12 protein-coding genes are annotated in these 16,171 nt (G+C 57.0%); all 12 read left to right on the top strand.

The features are described 5' to 3' along the window. Positions 1-35: 35 nt before the first annotated feature. The 12 genes from bamA to kdsA all read left to right on the top strand — a co-directional run bounded on the left by bamA (position 36) and on the right by kdsA (position 16,027). Positions 36-2,411, top strand: coding sequence for an outer membrane protein assembly factor BamA (gene bamA, locus ACQR3R_RS14730; RefSeq protein ID WP_428273023.1), 2,376 nt, complete (start codon positions 36-38; stop codon positions 2,409-2,411). Between the two features lie 45 nt (positions 2,412-2,456). Next, positions 2,457-2,960: an OmpH/Skp family outer membrane protein gene (locus ACQR3R_RS14725; protein WP_008028980.1), complete on the top strand. Its 504-nt coding sequence runs from the start codon at positions 2,457-2,459 to the stop codon at positions 2,958-2,960. Between the two features lie 3 nt (positions 2,961-2,963). Continuing rightward, complete coding sequence (lpxD, locus tag ACQR3R_RS14720) at positions 2,964-4,019, top strand: UDP-3-O-(3-hydroxymyristoyl)glucosamine N-acyltransferase (protein ID WP_428273022.1); 1,056 nt, start codon at positions 2,964-2,966, stop codon at positions 4,017-4,019. Between the two features lie 108 nt (positions 4,020-4,127). Then, complete coding sequence (gene fabZ, locus ACQR3R_RS14715; protein ID WP_128607522.1) at positions 4,128-4,568, top strand: 3-hydroxyacyl-ACP dehydratase FabZ; 441 nt, start codon at positions 4,128-4,130, stop codon at positions 4,566-4,568. Beyond that, a complete protein-coding gene (gene lpxA, locus ACQR3R_RS14710) occupies positions 4,565-5,341 on the top strand; it encodes an acyl-ACP--UDP-N-acetylglucosamine O-acyltransferase (protein ID WP_428273021.1) in 777 nt (258 codons plus the stop codon). Before fabZ ends, lpxA begins: the two co-directional genes overlap by 4 nt. 2 nt (positions 5,342-5,343) lie before the next feature. After that, a complete protein-coding gene (lpxB, locus tag ACQR3R_RS14705) occupies positions 5,344-6,474 on the top strand; it encodes a lipid-A-disaccharide synthase (RefSeq protein WP_428273020.1) in 1,131 nt (376 codons plus the stop codon). Then, a complete protein-coding gene (gene rnhB / locus ACQR3R_RS14700) occupies positions 6,471-7,112 on the top strand; it encodes a ribonuclease HII (protein ID WP_428273019.1) in 642 nt (213 codons plus the stop codon). Before lpxB ends, rnhB begins: the two co-directional genes overlap by 4 nt. A 76-nt stretch (positions 7,113-7,188) precedes the next feature. Beyond that, positions 7,189-10,710 carry a DNA polymerase III subunit alpha gene (gene dnaE, locus ACQR3R_RS14695; protein ID WP_428273018.1) on the top strand — a complete coding sequence of 1,174 codons (3,522 nt, stop codon included), beginning with the start codon at positions 7,189-7,191 and terminating at the stop codon, positions 10,708-10,710. A gap of 152 nt (positions 10,711-10,862) precedes the next feature. After that, entirely contained in the window at positions 10,863-11,810 is a 948-nt protein-coding gene (locus tag ACQR3R_RS14690) for an acetyl-CoA carboxylase carboxyltransferase subunit alpha (protein WP_428273017.1), read from the top strand. A 143-nt stretch (positions 11,811-11,953) separates the two neighbouring features. Next, positions 11,954-13,270, top strand: a complete 1,317-nt coding sequence (gene tilS / locus ACQR3R_RS14685) for a tRNA lysidine(34) synthetase TilS (protein ID WP_428273016.1) — start codon at positions 11,954-11,956, stop codon at positions 13,268-13,270. Between the two features lie 274 nt (positions 13,271-13,544). Beyond that, the gene (locus ACQR3R_RS14680) at positions 13,545-15,176 is read left to right on the top strand and encodes a CTP synthase (protein ID WP_428273015.1); all 1,632 of its coding nucleotides are present in this window, start codon (positions 13,545-13,547) and stop codon (positions 15,174-15,176) included. A 5-nt stretch (positions 15,177-15,181) separates the two neighbouring features. Continuing rightward, entirely contained in the window at positions 15,182-16,027 is an 846-nt protein-coding gene (kdsA, locus tag ACQR3R_RS14675) for a 3-deoxy-8-phosphooctulonate synthase (protein WP_428273014.1), read from the top strand. The last annotated feature ends 144 nt before the right edge of the window (positions 16,028-16,171 follow it).

Raw genomic sequence — 16,171 nt, 5'->3', positions numbered from 1 at the left:
TTTGTTTATTGCCAGTTGGAATAAGAAAGGACTTCATGAAACGTCTGCTGCTAACTGCGGTTCTCACCGTATTGATGATCGCCGAAGTTCACGCCGAGTCCTTCACTATCTCTGATATTCGCGTCAATGGCCTCCAGCGGGTCTCCGCGGGTAGCGTCTTTGGTGCCTTGCCGTTGAACGTCGGTGAACAGGCGGATGATCGTCGCCTGGTGGAATCCACTCGTGCGCTGTTCAAAACCGGGTTCTTTCAAGATATCCAGCTGGGCCGTGATGGCAACGTCCTGGTCATCACGGTAGTCGAGCGTCCGTCCGTCGCCAGTATCGAGATCGAGGGCAACAAGGCGATCTCTACTGAAGACCTGATGAAGGGCCTCAAACAATCCGGTCTGGCCGAGGGCGAGATTTTCCAGCGCGCCACCCTTGAAGGTGTACGTAACGAACTGCAGCGGCAATACGTCGCCCAGGGTCGCTACTCGGCTACGGTCGACACCGAAGTGGTGCCGCAGCCGCGTAACCGCGTTGCGCTGAAGGTGAACATCAACGAAGGCACTGTTGCAGCTATCCAGCACATCAACGTGGTGGGTAACACGGTCTTCCCCGATGATGACCTGATCGACCTCTTCGAACTCAAGACCACCAACTGGTTGTCGTTCTTCAAGAACGATGACAAGTACGCCCGTGAAAAACTCTCCGGTGACCTCGAGCGTCTGCGCTCCTACTACCTGGATCGCGGCTACATCAACATGGATATCGCTTCGACCCAGGTTTCCATCACCCCGGACAAGAAGCACGTCTACATCACTGTCAACGTTAACGAAGGTGAGAAGTACACCGTTCGTGACGTTAAGCTGAGTGGCGATCTGAAGGTTCCTGAAGATCAGGTCAAGTCGCTGCTGCTGGTTCAGAAAGGCCAGGTGTTCTCACGCAAGCTGATGACCACCACCTCCGAGCTGATCACTCGTCGTCTGGGTAACGAAGGCTATACCTTCGCTAACGTCAGCGGCGTGCCACAGCCTCATGATGACGACCACACCGTAGACATCACCTTTGCCGTCGATCCGGGCAAGCGTGCTTACGTAAACCGTATCAACTTCCGCGGCAACACCAAGTCCGAAGACGAAGTGCTGCGTCGTGAAATGCGTCAAATGGAAGGTGGCTGGGCTTCGACCTACCTGATCGACCAATCCAAGACCCGTCTCGAGCGTCTGGGCTTCTTTAAAGAAGTAAACGTTGAAACGCCGGCTGTTCCTGGTGTCGATGACCAGGTAGACGTGAACTACAGCGTTGAAGAGCAGGCTTCCGGTTCGATCACCGCCAGTGTCGGTTTCGCCCAGAGTGCCGGTCTTATCCTCGGTGGTTCGATTACCCAGAACAACTTCCTGGGTACGGGTAACAAGGTCAGCATCGGTTTGACTCGCAGCGAATACCAAAGCCGATATAACTTCGGTTATGTCGACCCGTACTGGACTGCAGACGGCGTGAGCCTGGGTTACAACGCGTTCTACCGCACCACTGACTACAAAGACCTCGATGTCGATGTAGCGAGCTATGCCGTCGACAGCCTCGGTGCTGGTGTCAGCGTTGGTTACCCGATCAGTGAGACCTCGCGTCTGACCTTCGGCCTGACTGCTCAACAAGACAAGATCAAGACTGGCGTCTACACCGTTGACGAGATTTTCGACTTCGTTAACAAGGAAGGCGACAATTACCTGAACTTCAAGGCTTCGGCCGGTTGGTCCGAATCAACGCTGAACAAAGGCGTGCTCGCAACGCGTGGTCATTCCCAGAGCCTGACCCTGGAAACCACGACCCCGGGCAGCGACCTTTCGTTCTTCAAACTGGATTACCGTGGCCAGTTGTTCCAGCCTTTGACCGACAACTACACCATGCGCCTGCACACCGAGTTGGGTTATGGCGATGGTTACGGTTCGACCGACGGCTTGCCGTTTTATGAAAACTACTATGCTGGTGGTTTCAACTCGGTTCGTGGCTTCAAGGACAGCACCCTGGGTCCTCGCAGTACGCCAAGTACCGGCAAAAACCCGGGTACAGCGGTCGACCCGGACCAGGATCCACTGCCGTTCGGTGGTAACGTCCTGATCCAGGGCGGTGTGGAGGTTCTGTTCCCTCTGCCATTCGTCAAAGATCAACGCTCCCTGCGCACCTCGGTATTCTGGGATGTGGGTAACGTATTCGACTCCAAGTGCAAATCACCAACGAACGCGGATGGTTCGAAGGCCAACACACAGTGCAACGACATCAGCCTGAGCAACATGGCCAGTTCCGTCGGTGTCGGTGTGACCTGGGTTACTGCACTGGGTCCTCTGAGCTTCGCGTTGGCCATGCCGATCAAGAAACCGGATGACGCTGAGACTCAAGTGTTCCAATTCTCCCTCGGCCAGACGTTCTAAGCGTCTGACCCAAGATAACGACAATGGATTTTGTAGGAGTGCATCGTGCGTAAGTTGACTCAATTGGTTCTCCTGGCGACCGTACTGGTTGCAGGTCCGGCTTTTGCCGACATGAAAATTGCCGTCCTGAACTATCAGATGGCGTTGCTCGAATCCGACGCGGCCAAGAAGTACGCCGTCGATGCCGAGAAAAAATTCGGTCCGCAATTGACCAAACTCAAAACTCTGGAAAGCAGCGCCAAGGGTATTCAGGATCGTCTGATGGCTGGCGGCGACAAGATGCAACAAGGCGAGCGTGAACGTCTTGAGCTGGAGTTCAAGCAAAAGGCCCGTGACTTCCAGTTCCAGTCCAAGGAGCTGAACGAAGCCAAAGCCGTTGCTGACCGTGAAATGCTGAAGCAGCTGAAGCCGAAACTGGACAGCGCTGTGGAAGAAGTCATCAAGAAAGGTGCTTTTGACCTGGTCTTCGAGCGTGGCGCAGTGATCGATGTCAAACCTCAGTACGACATCACTCGCCAGGTTATCGAGCGCATGAATCAGCTGAAGTAACCCATGACAGTGACCATAAAACTCGGCCAGTTGGCCGAGTTCCTCGGCGCCACCCTGCGTGGCGACCCGGAGAAAGAAATTACTGGGCTAGCCACTTTACGAGAGGCTGGCCCAGCTCAGTTGAGCTTTCTCGCAAATCCTCAATACCGCAAATACCTGGCTGAGTGTCAGGCCGCAGCGCTGTTGCTGAAGGCCGCCGACGCTGAAAGTTTTGCGGGTGATGCGCTGGTCGTTCCTGATCCGTATCTGGCTTACGCGCGAATTTCGCACTTGTTCGATCCCAAACCCAAGGCTGCTGCCGGTATTCATCCAACAGCTGTCGTTGCTGAGGATGCGGTCATTGACCCTGCGGCAAGTATCGGTGCTTTTGCAGTGATCGAAAGTTGTGCGCGTATTGCAGCGGGCGTGACCATTGGCGCTCATTGCTTCATTGGGGCGCGCTGCGAGATTGGCGAGGGCGGCTGGCTGGCTCCGCGAGTGACGCTTTACCACGACGTGCGCATTGGCAAACGGGTAGTGATTCAATCGGGTGCCGTATTGGGGGGCGAAGGTTTCGGTTTCGCCAACGAGAAAGGCATCTGGCAGAAGATTGCCCAGATTGGCGGGGTTCTTGTCGGTGATGATGTCGAGATTGGCGTGAATACCGCCGTCGATCGCGGCGCGCTGGCCGACACCATCCTCGGTAATGGCGTGAAACTCGACAATCAGATACAGATCGCTCACAACGTTCAGGTCGGTGATCACACTGCCATGGCCGCTTGTGTAGGGATTTCCGGCAGCACCAAAATTGGCAAGCATTGCATGCTTGCAGGTGGCGTAGGCCTGGTGGGGCATATTGAAGTTTGTGACAACGTTTTCCTGACCGGGATGACCATGGTGACTCACTCGATTACCGAACCTGGGTCCTATTCTTCCGGTACGGCCATGCAGCCGGCTGCCGAGTGGCGCAAAAGCGCGGCACGCATCCGTCAGCTCGATGACATCGCGCGACGTCTGCGACAGTTGGAAAAGCGTGTAGGGGAAGTGACCCCTGACGAGAATGCTTCATCAGATGGCTGATACCATTTCCATATCAAGTGTGCACAGCCGCTAGGGTGCCTCCTTGATTTGCTAGAGGGGCGCGCGTCAGTCGCGCGCTCCCAATCTTTACATAGGCTTCCCCCCGAAATGATGGACATCAACGAGATTCGCGAATACCTGCCTCACCGTTACCCGTTCCTGCTGGTGGACCGCGTAGTGGAACTGGATGTGGAAGGCAAGCGCATTCGCGCCTACAAGAATGTCAGCATCAACGAACCATTTTTCAACGGTCACTTTCCTGCGCACCCAATCATGCCGGGCGTTCTGATCATTGAAGCGATGGCTCAGGCTGCCGGGATCCTTGGTTTCAAAATGCTCGACGTGAAGCCGGCCGACGGTACGCTCTACTATTTCGTAGGTTCCGACAAACTGCGCTTCCGCCAGCCAGTATTGCCTGGTGATCAGCTGATTCTTGAAGCCAAGTTCCTGAGCTGCAAGCGTCAGATCTGGAAGTTCGAGTGCCAGGCCTCGGTCGACGGCAAGCCAGTATGCTCTGCTGAAATCATCTGCGCGGAACGCAAACTATGAGTTTGATTGACCCTCGCGCAATCATCGATCCGACGGCCGTACTGGCCGACGACGTCGAGGTTGGCCCTTGGTCGATCATCGGCGCAGGTGTGGAAATCGGCGAGGGGACAGTTATCGGGCCGCACGTGATTCTCAAAGGCCCAACCCGAATCGGTAAGCACAATCGCATCTACCAGTTTTCGTCGGTAGGCGAAGACACGCCCGACCTGAAATACAAAGGCGAGGAAACCCGCCTTGTCATCGGTGACCATAACGTCATCCGCGAAGGCGTGACGATTCACCGTGGCACTGTTCAGGATCGTTCGGAAACGACCCTGGGCGATCACAACCTGATTATGGCTTATGCCCATATCGGTCACGACAGCGTCATTGGCAACCACTGCATCCTGGTCAACAACACCGCATTGGCTGGGCATGTGCACGTTGAGGACTGGGCGATCCTGTCTGGTTTTACCCTGGTTCACCAGTATTGCCACATCGGCGCCCACAGCTTTTCTGGCATGGGCACGGCGATTGGCAAGGATGTGCCGGCTTACGTCACGGTGTTCGGCAACCCGGCCGAAGCCCGCAGCATGAATTTCGAGGGCATGCGCCGTCGTGGTTTCAGCGAAGAGGCGATCCATGCACTGCGTCGCGCTTATAAAGTGGTTTACCGCCAGGGCCTGACGGTGGACCAAGCGCTCGCGGAACTGGCCGAACCATCGGTTCAGTTTCCGGAAGTCGCGGTATTCCGTGATTCCATCCAGTCCTCGACTCGCGGCATCACTCGTTAACCATGGCTAATCTGCGTATTGCGCTGGTGGCGGGTGAAGCTTCCGGTGACATTTTGGGTGCGGGGCTCATGCGCGCACTCAAGTCCCAGCATCCGGCAGTCGAATTCATCGGCGTCGGTGGTCCGCTGATGCAGGCAGAAGGTCTGGTTTCATACTTCCCGATGGAACGCCTTTCGGTAATGGGCCTGGTGGAAGTGCTTGGCCGGTTGCGCGAGCTTCTGGCGCGGCGAAAAAAACTGGTCGCTGACCTGATCGCTGCCAAACCGGATGTTTTCATCGGCATCGATGCCCCTGATTTCAATCTCAATATCGAACTCAAGCTGCGTCAGGCCGGAATCAAAACCGTGCATTACGTCAGCCCTTCGGTATGGGCCTGGCGGCAGAAACGCGTGCTGAAAATTCGCGAAGGCTGCGATTTGATGCTGACGCTGTTCCCGTTCGAGGCAAAATTCTACGAAGAAAAGGGTGTGCCGGTGCGGTTTGTCGGTCACTCGCTGGCCGATGCCATTCCCCTGGAAGCGGATCGCGCTGCAGCACGTGCCGAGCTTGGCTTGCCAGAAGGACCTCTGGTGGCGTTGATGCCTGGCAGCCGTGGCGGCGAAGTCGGACGTCTCGGTGCTTTGTTCCTCGACACTGCCCAGCGTCTGCGGGCCATGCGCCCCAGCGTGCGTTTTGTCATGCCTTGCGCCAGCCCCGAGCGTCGCGCGCAACTTGAAGCGCTGCTGGCCGGCCGTGATTTGCCACTGACTTTACTCGATGGTAAGTCGCACCTTGCGCTGGCTGCCTGCGATGCGGTGTTGATCGCCTCCGGAACCGCGACCCTTGAAGCGTTGCTGTACAAGCGTCCGATGGTGGTGGCTTATCGCCTGTCGCCGTTGACGTTCTGGATCCTCAAGCGGATGGTGAAAAGCCCTTACGTTTCGCTGCCGAACCTGTTGGCTCAGCGCTTGCTGGTGCCGGAGTTGCTGCAAGACGATGCGACTGTAGAGGCGTTAGCTCAAACATTGTCGCCGCTGATCGACGGCGGGGAAGAGCAGACCCGTGGTTTTGATGAAATTCACCGCACTTTGCGCCTCGATGCCTCTAATCAGGCAGCCGACGCGGTATTGAAACTGATCGGCGAAAAACAATGAGCAAAACAACTATGCAAATGGGCCTGGATTTCACCTTGGTCGCTGAAGTTGAAGAGCTGGTCGCAGGCGTCGACGAAGTCGGTCGCGGGCCGCTCTGCGGTGCAGTGGTTACCGCAGCGGTAATCCTCGATCCGAATCGTCCGATTCTGGGTCTGAACGATTCGAAAAAGCTCACCGAAGCCCGCCGCGAAAAGCTCTACGACGAAATCTGCGAGAAGGCCCTCAGTTGGTGTATCGCCCGCGCAGAAGTTGAAGAAATCGACGATCTGAATATCCTGCACGCCACCATGTTGGCCATGCAGCGCGCTATCGAAGGCCTGCACATTACGCCGAAACTGGCGATGATCGACGGTAACCGCTGCCCGAAACTGGCGATGCGCGCCGAAGCCGTGATCAAGGGCGATAGCAAGGTGCCGGCCATTGCTGCGGCATCGATTCTGGCCAAGGTCAGCCGTGATCGCGAAATGGCTGCCTTCGAGTTGATTTATCCGGGCTACGGTATCGGTGGCCATAAAGGCTACCCGACTCCCGTTCATCTGGAAGCTCTGGCGCGTTTGGGGCCAACGCCTATTCACCGCCGCTCGTTTGCCCCGGTGCGCCTGGCTTACGAAGCGCGAGAAAGTCTGATCCTGAGTTAGTCGCAAGGCTGATGTTTTTCCAAAGGCCCGGTACAATCCGGGCCTTGTTGTTTTCATGACATAACGCAGGATCACTATGCCGGCTTCATTCGTTCATCTACGCCTGCACACTGAATATTCCCTGGTCGACGGTCTGGTGCGGATCAAACCGCTGGTCAAGACGCTGGTCGGCATGAACATGCCCGCCGTGGCGGTCACCGACCAGAACAACATGTGTTCCCTGGTCAAATTCTATAAAGCCTCCATGGGCGCAGGCATCAAGCCGATCTGCGGCGCCGACCTGTGGCTGTCGAACAAGGATCCGGACAACGCGCTGAGCCGGATCAGCCTGTTGGCAATGAATGCTGTGGGTTATCGCAACCTGACGGAGCTGATCTCCCGTGGGTTCATTGACGGTCAGCGTAATGGCTCGGTCATTATCGAGCGTGAATGGGTGGCCGAAGCCAGCGAAGGCTTGATCATGCTGTCGGCGGCGAAGGAAGGCGAAATTGGCCTGGCCATGCTCAGTGGCAATCCAGCTGAGGCGGAAAACCTGGCCCGTGAATGGATGACAGTATTTCCAGACCGCTTCTACCTGGAAATTCAACGCACCAGCCGTCCCAACGATGAAGAGCAATTGCACGGTGCGGTGGCGCTGGCCGAAAAAATCGGTGCTCCGTTGGTCGCAACCAACGATGTGCGCTTTATCAAGCAGGAAGATTTTGCCGCCCACGAAACCCGTGTCTGCATCGGCGAAGGCCGCGCGCTCGACGATCCTCGCCGCTCGAAGAACTACAGTGATCAGCAATACCTCAAAAGCGCTGAGGAAATGGCCGAGTTGTTCAGCGACTTGCCAGAGGCGCTGGAAAACACTGTAGAGATCGCCAAGCGTTGCAACATTGAAGTGAAGCTGGGTAAGCACTTCCTGCCCAACTTCCCGATTCCAGATGGCATGACCATCGACGAGTATTTCCGCAAGGTGTCGTTCGACGGACTGGAAGAGCGGCTGACCGTTCTGTTGCCCAGGGACACTACCGAAGACTACGAAGCCAAGCGCCAGGTGTACGTTGACCGGTTGAATTTCGAGCTGGATATCATCATCCAGATGGGATTCCCCGGTTACTTCCTGATCGTGATGGACTTCATCCAGTGGGCCAAGAGTAATGGCGTGCCGGTGGGCCCGGGTCGTGGGTCGGGTGCCGGTTCGCTGGTGGCGTATGTGCAGAAGATCACTGACCTTGATCCGCTGGAATATGACCTGCTGTTCGAACGTTTCCTTAACCCGGAACGGGTATCCATGCCCGACTTCGACGTCGACTTTTGCATGGACGGTCGTGACCGTGTCATCGAGTACGTGGCCGAGAAGTATGGTCGCAACGCGGTAAGTCAGATCATTACTTTCGGTTCCATGGCCGCCAAGGCTGTCGTCCGAGACGTGGCGCGGGTGCAGGGCAAGTCTTACGGCTTGGCGGACCGTTTGTCGAAGATGATTCCGTTCGAAGTCGGCATGACCCTGGAGAAGGCCTACGAGCAGGAAGAAATTCTCCGTGACTTCATCAAGGTCGATGAAGAGGCTGCGGAAATCTGGGAGATGGCGCGCAAGCTCGAAGGCGTGGTGCGTAACGTCGGTAAACACGCCGGTGGTGTGGTTATCGCCCCAACCAAACTGACTGACTTCTCGCCGATTTATTGCGACGAGGCCGGTGATGGTCTGGTAACCCAGTTCGACAAGGACGACGTTGAAGCGGCCGGTCTGGTGAAGTTCGACTTCCTCGGTCTGCGAACGCTGACCGTTATTGACTGGGCGCTGAAAACCATCAATCGCGACCGCGCGAAGGTGGATGAGCCGCCACTGGACATTGCTTTCATTCCGCTGGATGACAAACCGACTTACCAGTTGTTGCAAAAAGCCGAGACCACAGCGGTGTTCCAGCTCGAGTCGCGCGGCATGAAAGAGCTGATCAAAAAGCTCAAGCCCGACTGCCTGGAAGACTTGATCGCACTGGTGGCCCTGTTTCGTCCGGGCCCGCTGCAGTCAGGCATGGTTGACGACTTTATTAACCGTAAACACGGTCGCGCCGAGCTGGCGTACCCGCACTCGGACTACCAGTACGAAGGCCTGAAGCCGGTGCTGGCACCGACTTACGGCATCATCCTGTATCAAGAACAGGTGATGCAGATTGCCCAGGTCATGGCCGGTTACACCCTCGGCGGTGCGGACATGCTGCGTCGGGCCATGGGTAAGAAAAAACCCGAAGAAATGGCCAAGCAGCGTGGCGGTTTCATTGAAGGTTGCAAGACCAACAATATCGAAGCCGACCTGGCAGGTAACATTTTCGATCTGGTGGAAAAATTCGCCGGTTATGGTTTCAACAAGTCTCACTCTGCTGCCTACGGCCTGGTGTCCTATCAGACGGCGTGGCTGAAAACGCACTACCCGGCACCGTTCATGGCGGCAGTTCTGTCTGCAGACATGCACAACACCGACAAGGTCGTGACCTTGATCGAAGAAATTCGCACCATGAAGCTGCGTCTCGACGCGCCGGATGTGAATACTTCCGAGTTCAAATTCACGGTTAACGACGAAGGCCGCATCATTTACGGGCTGGGCGCGATCAAGGGTGTCGGCGAAGGGCCGGTCGAGGCGATTACCGAAGCGCGTCAGGACGGTCCGTTCAAGGACTTGTTCGATTTCTGCGCGCGGGTCGATCTCAAGCGCATCAACAAGCGCACGCTCGATGGCCTGATTCGAAGCGGTGCGCTGGATCGTCTGGGGCCTTACTTTCATGACGAGCCAAAGGCTTATCAAGCGAGCATCGACCAGAACCGCGCCGTCTTGCTCAATGCGATGGAAGGGGCGATCAAGGCTGCCGAACAAACCGCCCGAACCCATGACAGTGGCCATGCCGACCTGTTTGGCGGACTGTTTGTGGAAGCAGATGCCGACGTTTACGCCAATCACCGCAAGGCCAAGGAACTGACCCTGAAGGAGCGGCTCAAAGGCGAAAAAGACACCTTGGGCCTGTACCTGACCGGCCACCCGATTGATGAATATGAAGGTGAAATCCGCCGTTTTGCACGCCAGCGCATCATCGACCTGAAGCCGGCCCGCGATACTCAAACCGTTGCCGGGATGATTATTGCCCTGCGTGTAATGAAGAACAAAAAGGGCGATAAGATGGGGTTCATCACCCTTGATGACCGCTCGGGACGGATCGAAGCGTCACTGTTTGCCGAGGCATTTCATTCGGCGCAGTCGTTGTTGCAGACGGACGCGATGGTGGTGGTCGAAGGTGAAGTCAGCAACGATGACTTTTCCGGCGGTCTGCGCCTGCGGGTCAAGCGCGTGATGAGCATGGAAGATGCTCGCACCAATCTGGCTGAAAGCTTGCGCCTGAAGCTGCAAACCAAGGATTTGAAAGGTGATCAGCTACGCTGGCTGGGTGAGTTGTTCAAGCGCCATCGCGGTGCTTGCCCTATCACCATGGAGTACACGAGCCCCGATGCGAAGGCCTTGCTGCAGTTCGGCGAGACTTGGCGAATTGATCCGGCTGATGCCTTGATTCAAGCCTTGCGTGACCAGTTCGGGCGAGACAACGTCTTCCTCCAATACCGTTGACGGTCAGGTGCCATTTCTTGTCATCAAGCATGTGCCCTGATCTCGACCCAATTTTTAATCTCGACCTGAACGCGCCTCTCCCTTAAGGTAGGGCGCGAATAGACAACCGGCCGGCCCAAGCTCACTTGGACGTCGACCCAAGACGGACGCCTATGAACCCGAATTTTCTAGATTTCGAACAGCCGATCGCCGACCTGCAAGCCAAGATCGAAGAGTTGCGCTTGGTCGGTAATGACAATTCGCTGAATATCGGCGATGAGATCTCCCGCCTGCAGGACAAAAGCAGCACGCTCACCGAAGACATCTTCGGCAAGCTGACCAGCTGGCAGATCGCGCGTCTGGCGCGTCACCCGCGCCGCCCGTACACCCTTGATTACATCGAGCACATCTTTACCGAGTTCGATGAATTGCACGGCGACCGTCACTTCTCCGACGACGCGGCAATCGTGGGTGGTATTGCCCGTCTGGACGATCAGCCGGTAATGATCATCGGTCACCAGAAAGGCCGTGAAGTGCGCGAGAAAGTTCGCCGCAACTTCGGCATGCCGCGTCCGGAAGGCTACCGCAAGGCTTGTCGCCTGATGGAAATGGCCGAACGCTTCAAGATGCCGATCCTGACCTTCATCGACACGCCAGGTGCATACCCGGGTATTGACGCTGAAGAGCGTAACCAGAGCGAAGCAATTGCCTGGAACCTGCGCGTGATGGCTCGCCTGAAAACTCCAATCATTGCCACCGTTATCGGTGAAGGTGGTTCCGGTGGTGCGTTGGCGATCGGGGTGTGTGATCAGTTGAACATGCTGCAGTACTCGACCTATGCGGTGATTTCGCCGGAAGGGTGCGCTTCGATCCTGTGGAAAACAGCCGAAAAGGCACCGGATGCCGCTGAAGCGATGGGCATCACTGCCGAACGCCTGAAAGGTCTGGGTATCGTTGACAAGGTGATCGGCGAACCATTGGGCGGCGCTCATCGCGATCCAGCGGCGGCTGCAGCTTCGATCCGTGCTGAGCTGAGTTCGCAATTGGCGATGTTGAAGAAGTTCGATAACGAAGCGCTGCTCAAGCGTCGTTACGATCGACTGATGAGCTACGGTCTCTGATCTGACCTTGGCTTCAATGTGGGAGCGGGCTTACTCGCGAAAGCGGTATAACATTCAACTCATACGTTGAACGTTACGCCGCTTTCGCGAGCAAGCCCGCTCCCACATTTGTTTTGTGTGAAGTGATCGATATGAGCCAGCCCATGATTGATCTGCCTGCCAGGCTCCTGCTGAATCTGAAACCTTGGCGCACCGCCGCCACTTGGCGCATCGCCTTCTCCGGCGGCCTCGACTCCACGGTCCTGCTGCACCTTCTCGCACACCTCGCAAAAACCGAAAGCCTGCCAGCGCTCAGCGCCCTTCATGTTCATCATGGCCTACAGGCTGCGGCAGATGCGTGGCCGGCACATTGCCAGTCGGTCTGTGATGCGTTGGGTGTGCCGCTCAAGGTGGTTCACGTTCAGGTTCAGTCTGGCGCCAGTCTGGAGCAAGTGGCCCGTGATGCGCGTTATGCGGCGTTCGTTGAAAACATCCAGGTCAATGAAGTGCTGATGACCGCCCAGCATCGTGACGATCAGGCCGAAACGTTGTTGTTTCGTTTGCTGCGCGGGGCAGGGGTGCGCGGATTGTCGGGCATGCCGAGCGAGCGCTCTTTGGGGGCGGGACGTCTTTTGCGGCCGCTGCTGGATATCACGCGTGCCGAGCTTGAGGCCTACGCAGGCGAGCATCAATTGAGCTGGATCGAAGACCCCTCCAACCAGGACCGGCACTATTCGCGTAACTACTTGCGTCATCAGGTATTCCCGGTGCTGACCGAGCGCTGGCCGCAAGCAGTGGCAACCATGGCCCGAAGCGCTGCGCATCTGAGCGAAGCGCAGGGTTTGCTGGATGAGCTTGCGCATGTCGATCTGGCGCGCGCCATCACGGTCAGTGAGTTCGATTGGCTGGGTTTGCCGTCCCTGGAATTGTCGGCGCTGGAGGGGCTTTCTGCCGCTCGCCAGCGTAATGCGTTGAGTTATTGGCTCAATGCGCTCACGCGCCCCCCCGACAGCGACCATTGGTCGGGCTGGGAGCAATTGCGCGATGCCACGGGCGATGCGCAGCCGATCTGGCGGTTGGCCGATGGCGAATTGCACCGCGCAGGTGGGCGCATCTGGTGGTTGTCCGGGCAGTGTCTGCAGGGGCCTCCTGCGGCAGTTAACTGGGTTGATCCTGCGCGATCGCTGACATTACCGGGTAACGGCGAGCTGACAATCGCAGGCCGTACTCCCGATGGTCCACTGCATATCCGCTATCGTGAGGGAGGCGAAGTCATGACGTTGCCGGGGCGCGGTCACCGGGATCTGAAGCGTTTGCTCAATGAAAGCGGTGTGCCGTCATTCGTCCGTGGCAGATTGCCGCTGCTGTATCGGGGCGAGCAATTGCTGGCGGTGGCCAACCTGCCGGGCCTGAATGGTAACGTCGAAGAGGGCTGGCATTTGCATTGGCGGCCATTAAGCGAAGATCAAGGTTTGAGCTGAAAGGGGCTTTCCGGTAGACTACGCTCCCTTCTTGATACAACTTCTGTGGATTCGCCTGAATTGCAGGAGTTGCCGATTACCAAGCAGTCTTTGCTGGGCGATTCCAAAAAATGTGTAGCGAGCAACGTACCGGTGTTTCATCTCCCGGTCTGTCACAACGCGGCGGTTTTTTCGAAAGGTGCACTGTGATTAATGCAGGTGATCGGGGGCTTCGGCCTTCCTTCGCTTTCCCCGGCGGCTCGGACCGCTTTAACGCAGACTTCTAGGGTTTTTCATGACGCGCTACATATTCGTCACGGGCGGTGTTGTTTCTTCATTGGGGAAAGGCATTGCATCGGCTTCATTGGCGGCCATCCTGGAGGCGCGGGGACTTAAGGTCACCATGCTGAAGCTGGACCCGTACATCAACGTCGATCCAGGCACCATGAGCCCGTTCCAGCACGGTGAAGTGTTCGTCACCCACGACGGCGCCGAGACTGACCTGGACCTTGGGCACTACGAGCGGTTCATCCGCACGACCATGACCCAGAACAACAACTTCACCACTGGCCGTGTTTACGAACACGTGCTGCGCAAAGAGCGCCGTGGTGATTACCTGGGTGCAACCATCCAGGTCATTCCGCACATCACCGACGAAATCAAGCGCCGCATCATCAAGGGTGCCGGCGATGCTGACGTTGCGATGGTCGAAATCGGTGGCACCGTAGGTGACATCGAGTCGCAACCGTTCCTCGAAGCCATCCGCCAATTGCGTTTTGAAGTCGGCGCCAAGCGCGCGATGCTGATGCACCTGACATTGGTGCCGTACATCGCGACTGCGGGCGAGACCAAAACCAAGCCAACCCAGCACTCGGTCAAGGAACTGCGTTCCATCGGCCTGCAGCCTGATGTGCTGGTTTGCCGCTCCGATCACCCGATCGACATCTCCTCGCGCCGCAAGATCGCGCAGTTCACCAACGTTGAAGAACGTGCGGTGATCGCGCTGGAAGACGCCGATACCATTTACAAAATCCCGGGCATCCTGCACTCGCAGGGCCTGGATGATTTTGTTGTCGAGCGTTTCGGCCTGCAATGTGGCGGTGCCGATCTGTCCGAGTGGGAAGCCGTGGTCGACGCCAAGCTCAACCCTGAGCACGAAGTCACCATCGCCATGGTCGGCAAGTACATGGAGCTGCTGGATGCCTACAAGTCGTTGATCGAGGCGATGAGTCACGCCGGTATCAGCAACCGTACCAAGGTCAACCTGCGTTACATCGATTCCGAAGACATCGAAAACCAGGGCACTGCGCTGCTGGAAGGCGTGGACGCGATTCTCGTACCTGGTGGCTTCGGTCTACGCGGCGTGGAAGGCAAGATCACCGCCGTTCAGTACGCTCGTGAGAACAAGGTTCCGTACCTCGGCATCTGCCTGGGCATGCAAGTGGCCGTCATCGAGTTCGCACGTAATGTGTTGGGCTGGAAAGACGCCAACTCCACCGAGTTTGATCGTGCAAGCGGTCACCCGGTCGTCGGTTTGATCACCGAGTGGGAAGACGCCACCGGCGCCGTCGAAACCCGTACCGAAACGTCCGACCTGGGCGGCACCATGCGCCTTGGCGCGCAGGATTGCCTGCTGGAACCGGGTTCCCTGGTTCACGATTGCTATGCCAAAGACGTGATCGTCGAGCGTCATCGCCATCGTTATGAAGTGAACAATAATCTGCTGCCGCAACTCATGGAGGCCGGCCTGAAAATCTCCGGTCGCTCTGGTGATGGCGCACTGGTTGAAGTGGTTGAAGCACCGGATCATCCATGGTTCGTGGCCTGCCAGTTCCACCCGGAATTCACCTCGACGCCGCGTGACGGTCACCCGTTGTTCAGCGGTTTTGTTAAAGCCGCGTTGACTCAACACCAGAAGAAGGCGTGAAGCAAATGGCGCAGAAGATCATCCGTGTAGGCGACATCGAGATTGCCAACGACAAGCCAATGGTGCTTTTCGGTGGCATGAACGTGCTGGAAAGCCGTGACATGGCGATGCAGGTCTGCGAAGAGTACGTAAAGGTTACCGAAAAACTCGGTATCCCTTACGTGTTCAAGGCCAGCTTCGACAAGGCCAACCGATCTTCCGTGACGTCTTACCGCGGCCCTGGCCTGGAAGAGGGCATGCGAATCTTCCAGGACATCAAGCAAGCGTTCGGCGTGCCGATCATCACCGACGTTCACGAGCCGGATCAGGCTGCGATTGTCGCTGAAGTCTGCGACATCATTCAGTTGCCGGCCTTCCTGTCGCGCCAGACCGACCTGGTGGTTGCGATGGCCAAGACTGGTGCAGTGATCAACATCAAGAAAGCCCAGTTCCTCGCGCCTCAGGAAATGAAACACATCCTGAGCAAATGCGTAGAAGCCGGTAACGATCAGTTGATCCTCTGCGAGCGTGGTTCGAGCTTCGGCTACAACAACCTGGTGGTCGACATGCTTGGCTTCGGCATCATGAAGCAGTTCGAATACCCGGTATTCTTCGACGTGACCCACGCGCTGCAAATGCCCGGTGGTCGTGCCGACTCTGCAGGTGGGCGCCGTGCCCAGGTTCTGGATCTGGCGAAAGCCGGGATCAGCCAATCGCTTGCCGGCCTGTTCCTGGAAGCGCATCCAGATCCGGACAACGCCAAATGTGACGGCCCTTGCGCCTTGCGCCTGGACAAACTGGAGCCATTCCTGGCCCAGCTCAAAGCATTGGACGAACTGGTGAAGAGTTTTCCGACGGTAGAAACCGCGTAAAGCTCTTTTCTCCGGTAAAGTACCGCACGATTTAATGTTCAGGCCCTCGGGCCTGAGCCTTATCGTCCGCAAGTCTGCCCGCTGCGAACCACTTGCCGACGGTAAAAGATTTCCTCTAGCTGCGTCGTTTTCGTCAACTTTGGA

Origin of the sequence: Gordonia sp. IEGM753 (assembly GCF_050321825.1) — a bacterium.
In the GTDB taxonomy this organism is placed as follows: Bacteria; Pseudomonadota; Gammaproteobacteria; order Pseudomonadales; family Pseudomonadaceae; genus Aquipseudomonas.
Note: the sequence above shows the minus strand (reverse complement) of the source record. Positions and strands in the feature narration are given on the sequence as shown.

Bases quoted from the DNA above. Each gene is read 5' to 3' on its own strand.
- bamA (WP_428273023.1), top strand. From the start codon at position 36: ATGAAACGTCTGCTGCTAACTGCGGTTCTCACCGTATTGATGATCGCC.
- lpxD (WP_428273022.1), top strand. From the start codon at position 2,964: ATGACAGTGACCATAAAACTCGGCCAGTTGGCCGAGTTCCTCGGCGCC.
- fabZ (WP_128607522.1), top strand. From the start codon at position 4,128: ATGATGGACATCAACGAGATTCGCGAATACCTGCCTCACCGTTACCCG.
- lpxA (WP_428273021.1), top strand. From the start codon at position 4,565: ATGAGTTTGATTGACCCTCGCGCAATCATCGATCCGACGGCCGTACTG.
- lpxB (WP_428273020.1), top strand. From the start codon at position 5,344: ATGGCTAATCTGCGTATTGCGCTGGTGGCGGGTGAAGCTTCCGGTGAC.
- rnhB (WP_428273019.1), top strand. From the start codon at position 6,471: ATGAGCAAAACAACTATGCAAATGGGCCTGGATTTCACCTTGGTCGCT.
- dnaE (WP_428273018.1), top strand. From the start codon at position 7,189: ATGCCGGCTTCATTCGTTCATCTACGCCTGCACACTGAATATTCCCTG.
- ACQR3R_RS14690 (WP_428273017.1), top strand. From the start codon at position 10,863: ATGAACCCGAATTTTCTAGATTTCGAACAGCCGATCGCCGACCTGCAA.
- tilS (WP_428273016.1), top strand. From the start codon at position 11,954: ATGATTGATCTGCCTGCCAGGCTCCTGCTGAATCTGAAACCTTGGCGC.
- ACQR3R_RS14680 (WP_428273015.1), top strand. From the start codon at position 13,545: ATGACGCGCTACATATTCGTCACGGGCGGTGTTGTTTCTTCATTGGGG.
- kdsA (WP_428273014.1), top strand. From the start codon at position 15,182: ATGGCGCAGAAGATCATCCGTGTAGGCGACATCGAGATTGCCAACGAC.